The sequence below is a fragment of the Buttiauxella sp. AC038 genome (assembly GCF_979253565.1).
Map to the genome: position 1 here is coordinate 2,931,831 of NZ_CEEDCQ010000001.1, position 15,620 is coordinate 2,947,450.

16 protein-coding genes are annotated in these 15,620 nt (G+C 51.7%); 9 read left to right on the forward strand and 7 right to left on the reverse strand.

Features of this window, described 5'->3' with window-relative positions; translation table 11 throughout:
- Positions 1 to 152: 152 nt before the first annotated feature.
- The 4 genes from hisD (AC0IXI_RS13855) to AC0IXI_RS13870 form a co-directional block, all read right to left on the reverse strand.
- Entirely contained in the window at positions 153 to 1,460 is a 1,308-nt protein-coding gene (gene hisD, locus AC0IXI_RS13855) for a histidinol dehydrogenase (RefSeq protein WP_471682612.1), read from the reverse strand.
- Positions 1,461 to 1,463: 3 nt separating this feature from the next.
- A complete protein-coding gene (locus tag AC0IXI_RS13860) occupies positions 1,464 to 2,603 on the reverse strand; it encodes a nuclear transport factor 2 family protein (protein WP_134183036.1) in 1,140 nt (379 codons plus the stop codon).
- Between the two features lie 186 nt (positions 2,604 to 2,789).
- Positions 2,790 to 3,761 carry a nuclear transport factor 2 family protein gene (locus AC0IXI_RS13865; RefSeq protein ID WP_471682613.1) on the reverse strand — a complete coding sequence of 324 codons (972 nt, stop codon included), beginning with the start codon at positions 3,759 to 3,761 and terminating at the stop codon, positions 2,790 to 2,792.
- Positions 3,758 to 4,828 (reverse strand): LacI family DNA-binding transcriptional regulator, encoded by a 1,071-nt coding sequence (locus AC0IXI_RS13870; RefSeq protein ID WP_134183038.1) that lies wholly within the window; start codon positions 4,826 to 4,828, stop codon positions 3,758 to 3,760. The genes AC0IXI_RS13865 and AC0IXI_RS13870 overlap by 4 nt, the downstream gene beginning before the upstream one ends.
- 281 nt (positions 4,829 to 5,109) lie before the next feature.
- Here AC0IXI_RS13870 and AC0IXI_RS13875 point away from each other — a divergent pair, with 281 nt between their 5' ends.
- The 6 genes from AC0IXI_RS13875 to AC0IXI_RS13900 are packed head-to-tail and all read left to right on the forward strand — an operon-like array spanning position 5,110 to position 11,248.
- Positions 5,110 to 6,426: an MFS transporter gene (locus AC0IXI_RS13875; RefSeq protein ID WP_471682614.1), complete on the forward strand. Its 1,317-nt coding sequence runs from the start codon at positions 5,110 to 5,112 to the stop codon at positions 6,424 to 6,426.
- A 29-nt stretch (positions 6,427 to 6,455) separates the two neighbouring features.
- On the forward strand, positions 6,456 to 7,787 hold the full coding sequence (hisD, locus tag AC0IXI_RS13880) for a histidinol dehydrogenase (RefSeq protein WP_064518375.1): 1,332 nt from the start codon (positions 6,456 to 6,458) through the stop codon (positions 7,785 to 7,787).
- The gene (locus AC0IXI_RS13885; protein ID WP_471682615.1) at positions 7,787 to 8,554 is read left to right on the forward strand and encodes an SDR family NAD(P)-dependent oxidoreductase; all 768 of its coding nucleotides are present in this window, start codon (positions 7,787 to 7,789) and stop codon (positions 8,552 to 8,554) included. Before hisD (AC0IXI_RS13880) ends, AC0IXI_RS13885 begins: the two co-directional genes overlap by 1 nt.
- A complete protein-coding gene (locus AC0IXI_RS13890; protein WP_422568766.1) occupies positions 8,551 to 9,282 on the forward strand; it encodes an alpha/beta fold hydrolase in 732 nt (243 codons plus the stop codon). The genes AC0IXI_RS13885 and AC0IXI_RS13890 overlap by 4 nt, the downstream gene beginning before the upstream one ends.
- The gene (locus AC0IXI_RS13895; protein ID WP_064518372.1) at positions 9,279 to 10,070 is read left to right on the forward strand and encodes an HpcH/HpaI aldolase family protein; all 792 of its coding nucleotides are present in this window, start codon (positions 9,279 to 9,281) and stop codon (positions 10,068 to 10,070) included. Before AC0IXI_RS13890 ends, AC0IXI_RS13895 begins: the two co-directional genes overlap by 4 nt.
- An 11-nt stretch (positions 10,071 to 10,081) precedes the next feature.
- On the forward strand, positions 10,082 to 11,248 hold the full coding sequence (locus tag AC0IXI_RS13900; RefSeq protein ID WP_471682616.1) for a cupin domain-containing protein: 1,167 nt from the start codon (positions 10,082 to 10,084) through the stop codon (positions 11,246 to 11,248).
- Between the two features lie 60 nt (positions 11,249 to 11,308).
- On the opposite strand, the gene AC0IXI_RS13905 is transcribed toward AC0IXI_RS13900, so the two are convergent.
- Complete coding sequence (locus AC0IXI_RS13905) at positions 11,309 to 11,515, reverse strand: hypothetical protein (RefSeq protein WP_064518370.1); 207 nt, start codon at positions 11,513 to 11,515, stop codon at positions 11,309 to 11,311.
- A gap of 291 nt (positions 11,516 to 11,806) precedes the next feature.
- On the opposite strand from AC0IXI_RS13905, the gene ynhH reads away from it, so the two are divergent.
- The 3 genes from ynhH to AC0IXI_RS13920 all read left to right on the forward strand — a co-directional run bounded on the left by ynhH (position 11,807) and on the right by AC0IXI_RS13920 (position 13,966).
- Positions 11,807 to 12,013, forward strand: a complete 207-nt coding sequence (gene ynhH, locus AC0IXI_RS13910) for a protein YnhH (protein WP_422568769.1) — start codon at positions 11,807 to 11,809, stop codon at positions 12,011 to 12,013.
- Positions 12,010 to 13,422 (forward strand): pyruvate kinase PykF, encoded by a 1,413-nt coding sequence (gene pykF, locus AC0IXI_RS13915; protein ID WP_064518368.1) that lies wholly within the window; start codon positions 12,010 to 12,012, stop codon positions 13,420 to 13,422. The genes ynhH and pykF overlap by 4 nt, the downstream gene beginning before the upstream one ends.
- Positions 13,423 to 13,729: 307 nt before the next feature.
- A complete protein-coding gene (locus AC0IXI_RS13920) occupies positions 13,730 to 13,966 on the forward strand; it encodes a major outer membrane lipoprotein (protein WP_034455915.1) in 237 nt (78 codons plus the stop codon).
- 74 nt (positions 13,967 to 14,040) lie between these two features.
- Here AC0IXI_RS13920 and ldtE read toward each other — a convergent pair whose 3' ends face one another.
- Entirely contained in the window at positions 14,041 to 15,090 is a 1,050-nt protein-coding gene (gene ldtE, locus AC0IXI_RS13925; protein WP_471682617.1) for a L,D-transpeptidase LdtE, read from the reverse strand.
- A 100-nt stretch (positions 15,091 to 15,190) separates the two neighbouring features.
- The gene (gene sufE / locus AC0IXI_RS13930; RefSeq protein WP_064518364.1) at positions 15,191 to 15,607 is read right to left on the reverse strand and encodes a cysteine desulfuration protein SufE; all 417 of its coding nucleotides are present in this window, start codon (positions 15,605 to 15,607) and stop codon (positions 15,191 to 15,193) included.
- Between the last annotated feature and the right edge of the window lie 13 nt (positions 15,608 to 15,620).

The window sequence follows — 15,620 nt, forward strand, 5'->3', positions numbered from 1 at the left end:
TAACACTTGGGGGTAATTCATTTACCGCCCTTCCCTTACAAGATAATAATGTAGTTAAGAAATAACCTTATCAAGCTAATAAACATTAATAAAACTTAAGTTGAAAATATTTCAGGTGAATTGGCGTTATATTGTTCACCTGGAAATAATCTTTAATCATGCTCCCCGTTGGTTATGGCATCAATGCTATCGGGTAACAAACGAATTTCTGCCGCACGGCGATGAGCCTGCATCCCTTCAGTACGACTTTGACGCACGGCGGGTTGCGCTACAGCCGCAATGCCGTGGTCGTCAATCCACTGATGAGTGCAAATCTTCACATACGCGCCCACCCACAATCCGCCGGTATAACGAGCGGCTGCCATAGTCGGCAAAGTATGATTGGTACCGCAGCATTTGTCGGAGAACACCACGCTGGCGTTTTGCCCGATAAACAACGAGCCGTAGTTGCGGATTTTGCTCGCCGTTGCGTGGGGGTCGCGGGTATGCACCTGCAAATGCTCTGTTGCCATATGGTCTGCCCACGCAATCAGTTGCTCTTCATCGCGGCAGATAACAATTTCGCCCTGCCGTTTCCAGGCTTCACCGGCGGTTGCCGCCGTTGGTAGATTCATTAACTGGCGTTCAATATCAGCAAGCGTGGCGCGGGCGATTTGCGGGCTGGTTGTCGCCATACCGACACGGGTATGTACATCATGCTCGGCCTGAGCCAGCAGGTCGGCGGCCAAAATACGCGGATCGGCGCTGTCATCTGCAATCACATAAATCTCGCTTGGCCCCGCCAACGCATCAATACCGACTTTGCCAAACACCTGGCGTTTAGCTTCATTAACAAACGCGTTGCCCGGCCCGACAACTTTGTCCACCACCGGGATAGATTCCGTTCCCCAAGCCATGGCAGCAATGGCCTGCGCGCCGCCCACTTTAAAGATGCGATGCGCGCCCGCAAGGTGACAAATGGCGATCATCGCCGGATGCGCACCCGGTGGCAGGCAGGCAATAATCTCATCGCAGCCTGCGACCACCGCCGGAACAATGGACATCACCGGCGCGGATAAAATCGGGTAGCGCCCGCCAGGCACATAACAGCCCACAGTTTGAATCGGGATAATACGGTGCCCCAAATGCACGCCCGGCAGCGTTTCAATCTCCAGCGGCTGCATGGTTGCCAACTGCGCCTGCGCAAAACGCTTGACCTGGGCAATGGCAAACTCACTGTCCTTGCGAGTTTGCGGATCTAGCCCCGCCAGCGCGCTGACGATTTCATGCTCTGAAACTTCAAATTTGTCCGGTGTCGTTTTATCAAATTTGGCCGAATAATCGCGCAGCGCGGCATCGCCACGCTCGCGCACCTGGTCAATAATATTTTGTACCGTCTCGGTTAGCGTGCGGTCGGCCTGAACATCCTGCCCCTGAGGGCGTTTGATAAACTCAACATCAGCTTCAGAAATCGTACCCATCTCTTATTCCCCCATTTGTCCCAGTTTGATTTGCGCCAACAGTGCCAGATGATCGTAAACCACCCATTCGTCGATGATTTTGCCATTGACGATGTGATAGTGAGACATGCCCATCACGAACAGGCGTTCACCGGTTGGTTTGCCTAATTCGCCATAGCCGAGGTGATGGCCTTCCATAATCCAGCGCACCGCCACTTTGGTGCCGCCTTCGTCGCAAGGGTTAGAACAGATGTGCTGCGGCATCCACGCACCGTCCGGGATCATGCCAATCAGCGCCAGCGTCTGGTGGATAACCGCCGCCTGGCCGTAAAGCTCTTTCATTAATGGACCGTGCCACTGCACGTTCGGCGCATAGACATCTTTAATTTTGCCGAGCATGCGGCGGTTATAAATTTCGTGCAGCCAGCGCAGGCACTGTTCTTCGGTATCGGTGTGGGCGATTGAAACGTCGCATTCCATTTCCGGCGGATATTGCCCGACCATGCGGCGGTTTTCGCCAATATCGGTGACGCGGAAGCCCTTATCGAACTGCTCTTTTGCCATGCCGTGCGCTATCACATCGGTATCAAGCCCCAACTGGCGCATCATCGCCATGTTGTCACTGACCACCCACTCACGGTAAATCTTGTTTTCGTGGATCATGCAGTCCGCCACGGTGCGGGTAACAAAAGTGCGGTTGGTCGGCTTACCGAGATGGCTGTATTGCGTGTGGCGGCCCGTGCCGGTCACCAGGTGGGAGGTGTAAAAACCTTCAACGTCGTTACCATTCCAGATAACTTGAGTCGCCATGCCGCGGCGTTCCGGGAAGGCAATTAAACGCTGTAGGGTATCCTGCACTACCTGTTCGCGGTTATACATGGTGCCAAGCGCGTTATATAAAACGCAGTTGTGAGTGTAATGGGAATAAATTAAACCAACATCGCGTTCGTCCCATATTTTATGGGTGCAGCGCACGATGTAATCGACAATATCGGTATAACAATCGTCAAAGCCGCGTAATGATTGCACGCGCGGGCGTTTCTCCGGAACTAAATCAACAAAGTCGCGGCGTTCGACTTGTAATACAGGTTCATCGCGAGTGGGTTTGGTATTACTTTTCTCTGAAGCTACTGGCGTTTTATTGGTTGTTTCAGTTGAAGACATATGACCTCCTGCGTTATTTGAATGCACTGAGGTTATTACAGTGCATATTGTTTGGGGATGAAGATGCCCCTCACCTGCAATGGCGATAATCATTAATTAAATATTCAGGCGATAGAAACACCTGACAAATTAATTGTCATTATCAAGTGTTTTATTTATTTGGGGATGGCCTCCCCACAACTAATTTTAATTCAGAATCTGAGACCAGATAGCTAATTCATCTACACCCAGATATTCACGGATAATTAAACCATCACGTAATTCCAGCTGGCTTATACCGGTAATAGAAACCGGGCGACGCGTCGGCGTACCGAATTTCCCGTATCCGTCGTGCCAGGTTAACAGCGACCAGCGCAACGATAGACGCACCGGTTCATTGGCGTCGCGGCGCACAACCAAATGATGGAGATGCGTTTCGCTGTCGGCAAACGACGCGCGGTATCCCGACAGGAAACCGCCGATATCCTGCTCGCCGGTGCATAAAGCATGGCCTGGCCCATGCAGCGTTGCGGCTGGGTGGTACAGCCCCGGCACCACGCCGCTGTTGCCGCCCGCCCACATAGACAAATAGCGTTCGACCAGTCCCGCCAGCGGGCCATCGATGTCATCGCCTTCCGGGCCGCCCGCCCAGCGCGCGTCCATCTCTTCGGCGCTGATATTTTCCAGCCCGGCTTCACGGCGCGAATCTGCGAGTTGTCTCGCAAAATCACGCACTTCTATTCCGGTTTGCAAAATGATGGCGGCACGATCCTGTAGCAACCATTCCTGGCGCACCGCGCCATCTGCACACACTCGATCGGCCCAGGTACGCACCCAAATAGATTTGCCACTCGGCTTACCAAAGAACCCTTCGCCCTGGTGCTGAATACAGGCCACGGTGCGCTGGGCGGCGTAATGTTCTGAATGCGGTGATTGGGAGCAGAGAATATCTTCGGTCAGCACCGTGCGCTGTGGAAAGCTGTGCATCGCTTCAAGCGTCAGGCGCATAAACTGCGACAGGTCGTTGAGCTGTTTTTCAGGAGTATTAAACACCACCGGATTGGCGTAAAAATCCGCCAGTTGGCCGATGTCTTTTTGCTCCCACACCACATGGGTCAGCGTCAAAATAAACTGCTGGATAGAGTCAAACTGAGGGCTAAAGCCCGGCAACCTGGTCATTCAACCTCCTGCGGCTGGAATAAAAACAGCCCATCTTTTTCGATAACGCCAGAGCGTGGACGCCTTGCGGAGTGTCGCACCACCAGCACGCCGGGAACCACAACCTGTTCCGGCTCAATGTTTTCACTTTCAATTTGTTTCATCAGCAGTGCTAACGTGGCACTGACCATGGCATCCACCGGCTGCGAAGCCGATGTCAACGCATAAGACGGCCAGCCGGACGGGCCGGTGTCGTCATAGCCAATCACCGAGAGATCTTCAGGAATGCGCAGGCCAAACTCAAAGCGGGCGACATCCATAACGGTGAGCGCCATATGATCGTTGGCGGCAAAAATGGCATCTGGCGGATTGGGAGATGAAAACAGCTCCCACGCCGCTTTTGCCGTTGTTTTGGCATCGTAATCGCCCTGCACCACGCGTACGTCCTGGATTCCATTGCGTTCTAACGTGCTGATAAACCCGTTCTGGCGCGCCACGTTAACCGAAGAATCGGAAAGCCCGGCGACATAAGCAAAGCGCTGGTGCTCCCCCGCCAGTAAAAATTCGGCAATCTGCCGCGCGGCGGCTTCGTTATCGGTATTCACGCTCGAGGCCGTGGCATTTTCTTCACTGCGGTTAAACAGCACCACCGGGATCCCGGCTGCGACACACTCTTCTGAAAGCTCAACGGAAAGCGAAACCGAAGCCAGCACGATACCGTCAACCCGGTATTGCATGATCTGGTCGAAAATCCGGTCGACATTACCATCGCGGTCGCCCACAAACAGCAGCAGGTGGTAGTTCAGCTCATCGAGCTTTTGCGCCAGCGCTTCCAGCACCTGCGGGTAAAACTGGTTATCAAAATAGGACATCACCACGCCGACGATGCGCGAACGAGCCGTGTTCAGCGAACGGGCGATGGCATTTGGCCGATAGCCCAGTTCACGCGCCGCCTTTAGAACCTTTTCACGGGTGGCTGGCGAAATGCTCGCCCCCGGAGTGAAAGTTCGCGATACCGCCGATTGTGATACTCCCGCCACTTGCGCCACCTGCTGCGAAGTCACGGGGCCAAAAGTCTTACGTTTCATGATTTGGTAGTCCTTATCCACATCCCTCTGGAATGCCTGTTTTTTATACTTACACCATCTTTGCATGCGTATGCAACAGACAAAATTATTTTTTTCACATTTACATTATCAACCTTTACAAATCTGAAACCTTTTCGTAACTTCAACTTTTGAATACGTATGCAGAAAACAAAAAATACGCCGTCAGTTTTACCGGTGACGCAAATGAGCGACAAAGGACTGCACCGGTTAATGCCGTACTTGATTGGTTATAACCCATTAATATTTAAGAGGTTCACCACATGTTTCGTGCACTCTTTAGTCGTTCCGAAGTCAGACTTTTTTTTACCATTAGCGTGTTGTTCTTCATTTGCATCCACAGTATTGATGCCTTCCTCGCCCCGATGTTAATCAGCGAAGGAATGCAGCCAGAAGTGGTGGGAATGATTATGGGCGCCAGTGGGTTAGCCACGTTGTTTATCCGTTTCCCGATTGGCATTTTGTCGGATGTGGTAAAGAGCCGAAAAATATTTATCCAGTTCAGCCTGCTGCTACCGATGGTGACCTGGCCGATAGCCTACCTGGAACCCACCGCCATGACGTTATACCTGGCGAAAGCCGCCGATGGATTCACTGCGGCGACATGGGTTTTATATAACATCCTGTTTATTCGCTATTTTGATAAAAAAGATGCGCCTGCCGCTGTGGCATTACTGGCACTTGCCGGGCCATTAGGGGTATTCCTCGGCAACTGTATTGGTGGCGCGTTAATCCACTTTTTTGACAAGAACATCGGTTATTTTGTCTCAAGCGTCTCGGCGCTACTGGCATTGATTCTGACGTTTCGCATTAAAGAATTTCACGATGCTGCCCGCGCACCCACACTTAAAGCCTGTATCAATAGTGCGAAGCGCCAGCTCGCGGACTCTTCCGTATGGTTTATTGGCCTGCTGGCCACCATTGTCATCCTGGTGCCTTTCGCCACACGCGACACGCTAACGCCAATTTACGCACAGCAGCTCGGCGCAAAAGCAGGTATTTTGACCTTGCTCAGCAATATTCATCTGATTTTCTACGCGCTGGCGATAGCGATGTGTAGTTCGGTGTTTTATAAACGCCTCGGGCTGGTGAAAACCGCCGTTATCGGCATTATCCTGCAAGTGATTTCCAGTATCGGCATTCCTTTCACCAGCAATATGTACCTGATCTATTTCTTACAGGCGATGGCGGGCTTCTCGTTTGGTATGGCGTTCGCCGTGTTTATGTCTTTAAGCGTGGTGAATACGGTTGAGGATGAACAATCAACGCGCATGGGCTTATTCCAGACCATTTATTCTGTCGGCATGTTTGTCGGCCCGGTCGCAATGGGTTTGATGTTGCAACACATTAACTTGTCTTCCGGGTATCTGATGATTGGCGCGCTGTGCGTGATTGCAGCTTTCCTCACACCGATGGCGGCACGCAGTGTGGAGCAGCGCCAGATTAAAGCGGCGCAAAAGAGTCTACCGAAAGTTTCATCGGCACAGGAATATGCCAATAAAAACCAGCCAGTAAATTTAACCCGTAGTCATTTATTTAATCCGATTCACCCCATTCACCCGCGATGCCGGGCGGGATAAACACGCATTAAAAATCAAAGGAGAGCGTCATGGCGCAATATTTAAAAACCAGTAAGTCTTTATCTGAACGTCAGCAGGCCAATAAACAAATCAGTATTGTGGTTGAAAATACGCTGGCCGATATTGAGCAACGCGGTAACGAAGCAATTCGTGAGCTATCCATTAAGTTCGATAATTACGACCGCCAGGATTACCGTTTATCGCAAAGTGAAATTAATGCCTGCATTAAACAATTAAGCCGTCAGGATATTAAAGATATTGAATTTGCCCAGCAGCAAGTTTTCAATTTCGCCACGGCGCAAAAAGGTTGCCTGACCGATCTTGAAATTGAAACGCGCCCCGGCGTTATTCTTGGCCACAAAAACATTCCGATTAATGCGGTCGGCTGTTATGTACCTGGTGGTAAATATCCGCTATTAGCCTCCGCGCATATGTCGATTATTACCGCCAATGTCGCCGGTTGTTCACGCATTATTAGCTGCGCGCCGCCGTTTAATGGTCGCCCTGCCCCGGCGATTGTTGCCGCACAGGCGATGGCAGGCGCAACCGAGATCTACGCACTCGGCGGGATTCAGGCGATTGGCGCGATGGCCCTCGGCACCGACACTATTGCGCCTGTTGATATGCTGGTTGGCCCGGGTAACGCTTTTGTAGCAGAAGCCAAACGCCAGCTGTTTGGTCGCGTGGGAATCGACTTGTTCGCCGGGCCAACGGAAACGCTGGTGATTGCCGACGAAACGGTAGATGCCGAAATGTGCGCCACCGACCTGCTCGGCCAGGCCGAACACGGTGTAACCACGCCTGCGATTTTGCTCACCAACTCGCTAAAACTGGCGCAGGAAACGATGCGTGAAGTCGAACGACTGCTGACTCAACTGCCAACCGCAGAAATTGCCCGCCAGGCGTGGCGCGACTACGGCGAAGTGATTGTCTGCGACAGCTACGAAGAGATGTTGCAGGAAGCCGACCGCATCGCCTCCGAACATGTGCAGGTGATGACTAACCGCGATGACTGGTTCCTCGCCAATATGACCAACTTTGGCGCTCTGTTCCTGGGGCCGCGCACCAACGTCGCTTACGGCGATAAAGTTATCGGCACCAACCACACTTTGCCAACGCAAAAAGCCGCGCGTTATACCGGCGGACTGTGGGTCGGCAAATTCATGAAAACCTGCACCTGGCAGAAAGTGCTCAGTGATGAAGCTTCCACGGAAATTGGCAGCTACTGCTCGCGCCTGTGCCAGTTGGAAGGTTTTTCCGGCCATGCGGAACAAGCCAATATTCGCGTACGTCGCTATGGCAACCAGGATGTGCCATACGCTGGTAGCGTTCCGGCAGTGGATATCGAGAAGGCGTCGTAATGATGGCGCTTCCTCACACACCGGAATTTCGACTCGATAATCACCGGGCTTTAGTGACTGGCGGTTCCCGTGGTATCGGTTTTGCGGCGGCCATAGCTCTTGCGCGAGCTGGGGCGCAGGTGTGGATTATCGCCCGCCAGCCCGAACAGCTTGACGAGGCGGTCAAAAGCGCCGCCGCAGAAGGCCTGCAATTAAACAGCGTGGCGCTGGATATTACCGATACCACGCAGGTTGGCAAAACGCTGATGGAGTTGCCGGGCTTCGACATTCTGGTGAACAGCGCCGGGCTTGCGCGCCATCAACCCTTCCTTGAAGTGAGTGAAGAAAATTTTGATGCGGTGATGGCGCTGAATTTGCGGGCCACTTTCTTTGTGAGTCAGCAAGTTGCCCGCAGTATGAAGCTGCGCCAGGTAGCCGGTTCCATCATTCATATTTCTTCGCAGATGGGCCATGTCGGCGGGCCACAGCGCAGCGTGTATTGTGCCTCTAAGTTTGCCCTTGAGGGTTTGACTAAAACGATGGCACTGGAGTTGGGCGAATCAGGGATTAGGGTGAATACCTTGTGCCCGACGCTTATCGAAACCGAGCTGTCGCGCGAGAATCTCGCGGACCCGGCGTTCAGTCGCTATGTGCTGGATAACATCAAGCTGAAACGGCTGGGAACGCTGGAAGATGTGATGGGGCCGGTGGTGTTTCTCGCCTCGCCTGCTTCCGCCCTAATTACCGGCACGGCATTAATGGTCGATGGCGGGTGGACAGCAACATGAATACTTCTCCTTTGCTGGAAAATCATGACGCGCCACTGATTCTGCTAGGCGGAACGCTGTGCAACGGGCGGCTATGGCAGCCGCTCATCGAGCAGCTAAATGTCGCGCATTATAGCTGCGTCACGCTGAACGACGGCAATTCCACTCACGCGCTGGCTCAGCGATTACTTGACGTGCTACCACCGCGTTTTTGCCTGGCGGGATTTTCCCTTGGCGCGATGGTCGCGCTGGAAATGGTGGCGCTGGCACCGCAGCGAATTGCCGGGCTGGCATTGTTGTCTGTCAATCCGCTGCGGGATTTGCCGGAAAATGCGGCCACGCGCCGGGCAGCAATAAAGGAAGCCGCAAGCCTTGGGATCACATCGTGGCTCACTAAAAATTTGTGGGCGAAGTATGTTGCGCCGCATCGTCTGGATGATGCGGCACTTCACCAAACGATAGTTCAGATGGCGGAAGAATGCGGTATCGACGTTTTTGCAAGACAAACAGAAGTGGCGATTTCCCGCGATGATCGTCGTGCAGCGTTGGCAGCTTTTAACTCGCCGATTCTGATTATCAACGGCGCTTATGACGCTATTTGTACCCCACAACATCATCAAGCGGTTGTTGCCACCGCTCCGCAATCCCGCTGGTTAACGCTACCGGAAAGCGGCCATTTCCTCCCCCTTGAGTCGCCGCAATTAGTGGCAATCGCCATGCGCAACTGGATACAGGAGTCAGCATCATGAGAAAAAATCCGCTCAAAGCGGCCTTTCGTCAGCAGCAACCGATTATTAACGGCTGGCTGGCGATCCCTTCAGGCTATAGCGCCGAGATAATCGGCCATCAGGGCTATGATTCGGTCACCGTCGATATGCAGCATGGCATGATTGATTTCGCCAGCGCGTTGTCGATGCTTCAGGCGATTTCCGCGACGCCTGCCACTCCGCTGGCGCGTGTGAACACTAACGAACCGGCACAAATTATGCGCCTGCTTGATGCTGGTGCCTGGGGAATTATCTGCCCGATGATTTCGACGGCAGAACAAGCGCAGCAGTTTGTCTCAGCCTGCCGCTACCCACCGCTCGGTAACCGCTCTTTTGGCCCGGCGCGCGCCCTTTTATACGGCGGTAAAGATTACCCGCAGTATGCCAATGAAGAGATCCTGACGCTGGCAATGATTGAAACCCGCGATGGCCTGCAAAACCTCGATGCGATTCTGGATATCGACGGGCTGGACGGCGTGTTTATCGGGCCGAACGACCTTTCTTTAACACTCACGGGCAGCGCGAGTGCTGAGTCGCAGCACCCGGAAATGCTGGCGGCTATTGAGTTAGTGCTTGGTCGCTGTCGCGCCCACAACAAGCTCGCCGGAATTTTTTGCACTTCCGGGGAGGCAGCCGCGAATCGAATTGCGCAAGGCTTTAACTTTGTCACCCCGGCAAATGACGTCATGCAACTCGGCAGTGCTTCGCGCATTGCCATCGCCGCCGCACGAGGTGAAACCCCGCCAGCTAGTGGCGCATCTGGATATTAATGGAGAACATTATGCAAACCATCACTCTGACCCAGGAAGAAGCCCAACGCCGCCTGGTACGCCCTGAAGATCGCGTTTCCTGTAGCGTGGCATTTATCGACTGCAAGCTGCCGGGTTCGCACCTCAAGCAAAACTATTCATTTATTGGCCCAGGCGTGACGCAGTCGGCTTCACAGGTGGTGAATATTCCCGAGCCGCACGGCTTTAATATCGGTGCGGCGGCGATGCCAAAAGGCGTGACCAACAATCTGCATCTGCATTTCACCGCCGAAGTGTTTTTGATTCATGAAGGAAGCTGGCGTTTCCGCTGGGGCGCTAACGGTGAACATCAGGCAGAATTTAGCGCTCCTGCTATTTTGTCGATACCAACGTGGATTTTCCGTGGCTTTACCAACGTCAGCCCAACGGATACCTGCGGTATGGTGTTCACCGTGTTGGGCGGCAATAACACTGGCGGGATTATCTGGCATCCGTCGATTCTCGACGCGGCTCGCGAATACGGCCTGTATCTGAGCCGCGACAATATGCTGATTGATGTCGAGACGGGGGGTAAAACCCCTGATGAAGCTGACTTGTTAAAGCCGCTGGGCGAGGAGCATATCGCCGCGTTGCGCGATTATTCAATAGAGGAAATGAGCCAGCGTGCTGTGACTGGCGAGCAGCGGACATGGTCGGCAAATGCACTGCTGGATTCCGTTCTGCCGGGCCACGGTGGCGAAATCGCACCGGTGATTGGCTACGGAATTTCGCAGGACTTACATAACACGCCGCCGATTATTAACCCACATGGTTTCTCTGTTGAGTGGTTGCGCATTCAGGACCAACATCGTGTTGGGCTGCATTCCTGCCCGGATGTTCAGGTGCTAATGGTGTTTAAAGGGACGCTGGAAATCACGTGGAATCGACCAGGTGAAGAAGTGACGATTGTGGCGGAAGAAGGCTCGGTGATCTCAGTGCCTGCGGGGAGCTGGCGGAAATACCGCGCGGTTGACGGCGTAATGGAAGCGACGCTGACTACTCAGGGCGATCAGCGTAAGAAAATTTACTGGGATGCCGAAATTATTGACCAGGCGCTGGAGCGGGATCGCTGTCTCGATCCCGATGGCTATGTGGCTACGGCAAGTATTTTGCCTGCAACCGCACGTCGGGCGGGTGAGAACATCGCTCGTATGCCGTAAGCGATATTTTCACAAATTCGCCAAGGATGCATGGAGGCTGTAAGAAACCCGCGTGCCGGCTTACTTCTGAGCGGTAACGCGGCTTGCAAGTGTTGATAGGTCGTTATCGGGGAATGGGCTTTCCATGGAAAAATCCCATTCTTGCGCAGCACAAACGCCGTCACTGTTGCCGTGGTTCTCACATTGCGCAATCCGTTTCGCCGGGGCATTCCCACAAGCAACAAAAAAAGCAACTGCGATGACAGCAGGAACCATAAACTTAATCATTAATTGTTTTCTTCATTTAATAAAAACAGTGAATGAGGAGGGCTGTTTGGGTGCTGATTAACTCATTCAAAAAAATATTATATTATACAAATATATTTTAAGTAAGTTTTCTTATAAGAAAAAAACCGCTTCCTACGTTTTTGCCTACCAATTTAATTCATGTTTTTGCAACCCACCGATAACACCTCGCTGTATTTATGCGCATTCTGAATTTGAAACAGCGTTTTCAATTCCTTTCGGTGCAAGTTACCTCTATAATGTGCGCGTCTTGACTTGAATGGTTTCAGCGCATTGAACTGTCCTAATACAATAGAAAGCAATCAATATCCCCGGCAGGCTGAACCGCAAGCACACTTTCCTCTGCACGCTTTATTTCTGTCACCTATCCTTACCGGGTGGCACATGAACAATACCAGCTTTAGTTTGCGCTCCGGCGCCCGTATCGACCGGAACCGAATTTTCACAATCCTTCTCAACTTACAGATAAGACTGTCATGAAAAAGACTAAAATTGTTTGCACCATCGGTCCAAAAACCGAATCCGAAGAAATGCTGAGCAAAATGCTTGATGCTGGCATGAACGTTATGCGTCTGAACTTCTCCCACGGTGACTACGAAGAACACGGTCAGCGTATCAAGAACCTGCGCAACGTGATGGAAAAGTCTGGTAAGAAAGCAGCTATCCTGCTGGACACCAAAGGCCCTGAAATCCGCACAATCAAACTGGAAGGCGGCAACGACGTTTCCCTGAAAGCGGGCCAGACCTTTACTTTCACCACTGACAAAACTGTTGTGGGTAACAGCGATATCGTTGCTGTAACTTACGAAGGTTTCACCAGCGACCTGAGCGTGGGCAACACCGTACTGGTAGACGATGGTCTGATCGGTATGGAAGTGACTGCAATTGAAGGCAAAAACGTTGTTTGTAAAGTACTGAACAACGGCGACCTGGGCGAAAATAAAGGCGTTAACCTGCCAGGTGTTTCTATCGCTCTGCCAGCACTGGCTGAAAAAGACAAGCAAGACCTGGTCTTCGGTTGCGAGCAAGGCGTTGACTTCGTTGCTGCGTCCTTTATCCGTAAACGTTCTGACGTTGTTGAAATCCGTGAGCACTTAAAAGCTCATGGCGGCGAAAACATCCAGATCATCTCCAAAATCGAAAACCAGGAAGGCCTGAACAACTTCGACGAAATCCTCGAAGCTTCTGACGGCATCATGGTTGCTCGTGGTGACCTGGGCGTTGAAATCCCAGTTGAAGAAGTTATCTTCGCTCAGAAGATGATGATCGAGAAATGTGTTCGCGCTCGTAAAGTTGTAATCACTGCAACTCAGATGCTCGACTCCATGATCAAAAACCCACGCCCTACCCGTGCAGAAGCTGGTGACGTTGCTAACGCCATCATCGACGGCACCGACGCAGTAATGCTGTCTGGTGAGTCTGCTAAAGGTAAATACCCACTGGAAGCTGTGACCATCATGGCTACCATCTGTGAGCGTACTGACCGCGTGATGACCAGCCGTCTGGATAACAATCAAGACAGCCGTAAACTGCGTATTACTGAAGCAGTTTGCCGTGGTGCAGTAGAAACTGCAGAAAAACTGGATGCTCCAGTTGTTGTTGTTGCGACTCAAGGCGGTAAATCTGCTAAAGCTGTGCGCAAATACTTCCCTAACGCAACCATCCTGGCTCTGACCACCAACGAAGTGACTGCTCGTCAGTTAGTTCTGAGCAAAGGCGTTATTCCTCAGCTGGTTAAAGAAATCGCATCTACTGATGATTTCTACCGTCTGGGTAAAGAAGTTGCACTGGAAAGCGGCCTGGCTCGTAAAGGCGACATCGTAGTGATGGTTTCTGGTGCTCTGGTACCAAGTGGCACCACCAATACTGCGTCTGTTCACGTACTGTAAATTTCCTGTGAACGAATAATTTGCTTAAAAAGCGCCTTCGGGCGCTTTTTTTATTCGGTTAAATAGACAATTTGCACTAAAAAGCAAATCGGCTTGCTCTATTTAAGTCGCAATTTAGTAAGATGAATCCGATTAAAATCCTCTGTTTTTTCTATTTTTTTTAGTTTTTAGCCCCGGTTCGGTGTTTCTTTGAGCGAACGATCAAATTTAAGTGCATTCCCATCAAAAATTTATTCTCAAGATAAAAAACTTTGTGTAATACTTGTAACGCTACATGGAGATTAACTCAATCTAGAGGGTATTAATAATGAATCGTACTAAACTGGTACTGGGCGCGGTAATCCTGGCTTCTACTATGCTGGCAGGTTGTTCTTCTAACGCTAAAATTGATCAACTGTCTTCTGACGTTCAGACTCTGAACGCTAAAGTTGATCAGCTGAGCAACGACGTGAACGCAATGCGTTCTGACGTTCAAGCTGCTAAAGACGACGCAGCACGCGCTAACCAGCGTCTGGACAACCAAGCTCACTCTTACCGTAAGTAAGAGTACTTGTATTAAAATGGCGCACATTGTGCGCCATTTTTTTGCCTGAAATTCCTGCAACTCGAAATACCCCTCTAATTCATCACCACGCTGCTTTGGCCACTTATCACACTTGCACCACTACTTGTTACTGGCGCACTGCCTGTCGTCGTCCTGACGCTCTGTATCGGCGTGATATTGACCGGTTGCGACGGCACACCCTGCGGCGCGTTCACCAGCACCGGATAACCCGACCTTCTCGAGATAGCACTATCGACCTGCGCCTTGTCACTCATGGGGCTGTCGATAAACGACCCAAACGAAGCTGAAATCGCAATCGGGACGGTTTGTGGGTTTTCCCAGTCGTTACGCGACAGCGGTTGATGCACTTCCACATAGCGCCTGCCATCAGGCTCAGTGCTGAATTTCACCGGTTCGTTGATAATTTGCACTCTCGTACCCCAGGCCACCTGGCTAAACAGTGCCTTAATATCGGGTGCTCGCATGCGCATACAACCCGAACTCACCCGCAAACCGATGCTATTACGCGCATTAGTGCCATGAATCAGGTATTCACCACCGCCCTGCTCAAGACGTAAAGCATAGCGACCCAACGGGTTATTTGGCCCCGCAGGCACGACAGCAGGCAGCGTAATACCCTGCGCTGCGGAACGCGCACGAATGTTAGCAGTTGGTGTCCAGGTTGGATTTGGGATCTTTTGGCTGATACGGGTCACCATCACGGGGGTTTCACGCCCCAGTTGACCAATACCCAATGGATAAACCTCAACACGATTCTGTCCTGGCGGGTAGTAATAGAGCCGTAACTCAGCAAGGTTAATAACAATCCCCTCTCGCGGCGTATCTGGCAGGATCATTTGCGATGGAATCGTTATCTCACTGCCCGCTTTTGGCAGGAAGGGATCGACCGTATTGTTTGCCTCAAGCAGTAATAACACGCCGGTATTATATTTCGCGGCAACCGCTTCAAGGTTTTTACCATCATCAGGCACGATATAAGTCTGGTTTTCGCCGATTATCCGGCTACCCGGCGGCGGGAGTAAATAATCGACAGCCCACGCCGACTGGCTTGCCGCCAGGGCGCTAATCAAAAGTAATGTTATTTGAGAGAACGCGCGTTTCATACTGAATTCCTGTATTCACCGGCTGAATGCCGGAATGCTGAAAGCCATGCGAGGTAATAGAATTACCTCGCGTTAACAGGATGAAAGCTGTTCTTTGAGTTTAGCTAAGATTGGCGGATTTGGTGCGAATAGCACGGATCATTGCTTCAAGCCCTTGAGAGCGAGACGGCGTAAGATGTTGAGCCAGTTCAAGTTTCTCAAACCACGGGCGAACATCAAACGCGACAATATCCTGCGAAGTCATCTGTTGGTAGAGAATAAACACGATAGCAATCAGGCCTTTGACGATAGCAGCGTCGCTGTCACCCTCAAGGGTAATCACGCCATCGGGTTGCTGATGCATCACAATCCATACCTGACTCTGGCAGCCCTGAATGATATTTTCTGGCTTGTGTTCAGCTTGCGCTAATTCAGGAAGGCGCGCACCCAGCTCAATAATATAGAGATATTTCTCTTCCCAGTTGCTACAGCGGCTGAAGTTTTTCAGCAATTTATCTTTATCTGGCAACGTAGCCATGGCTTTCTCCCTG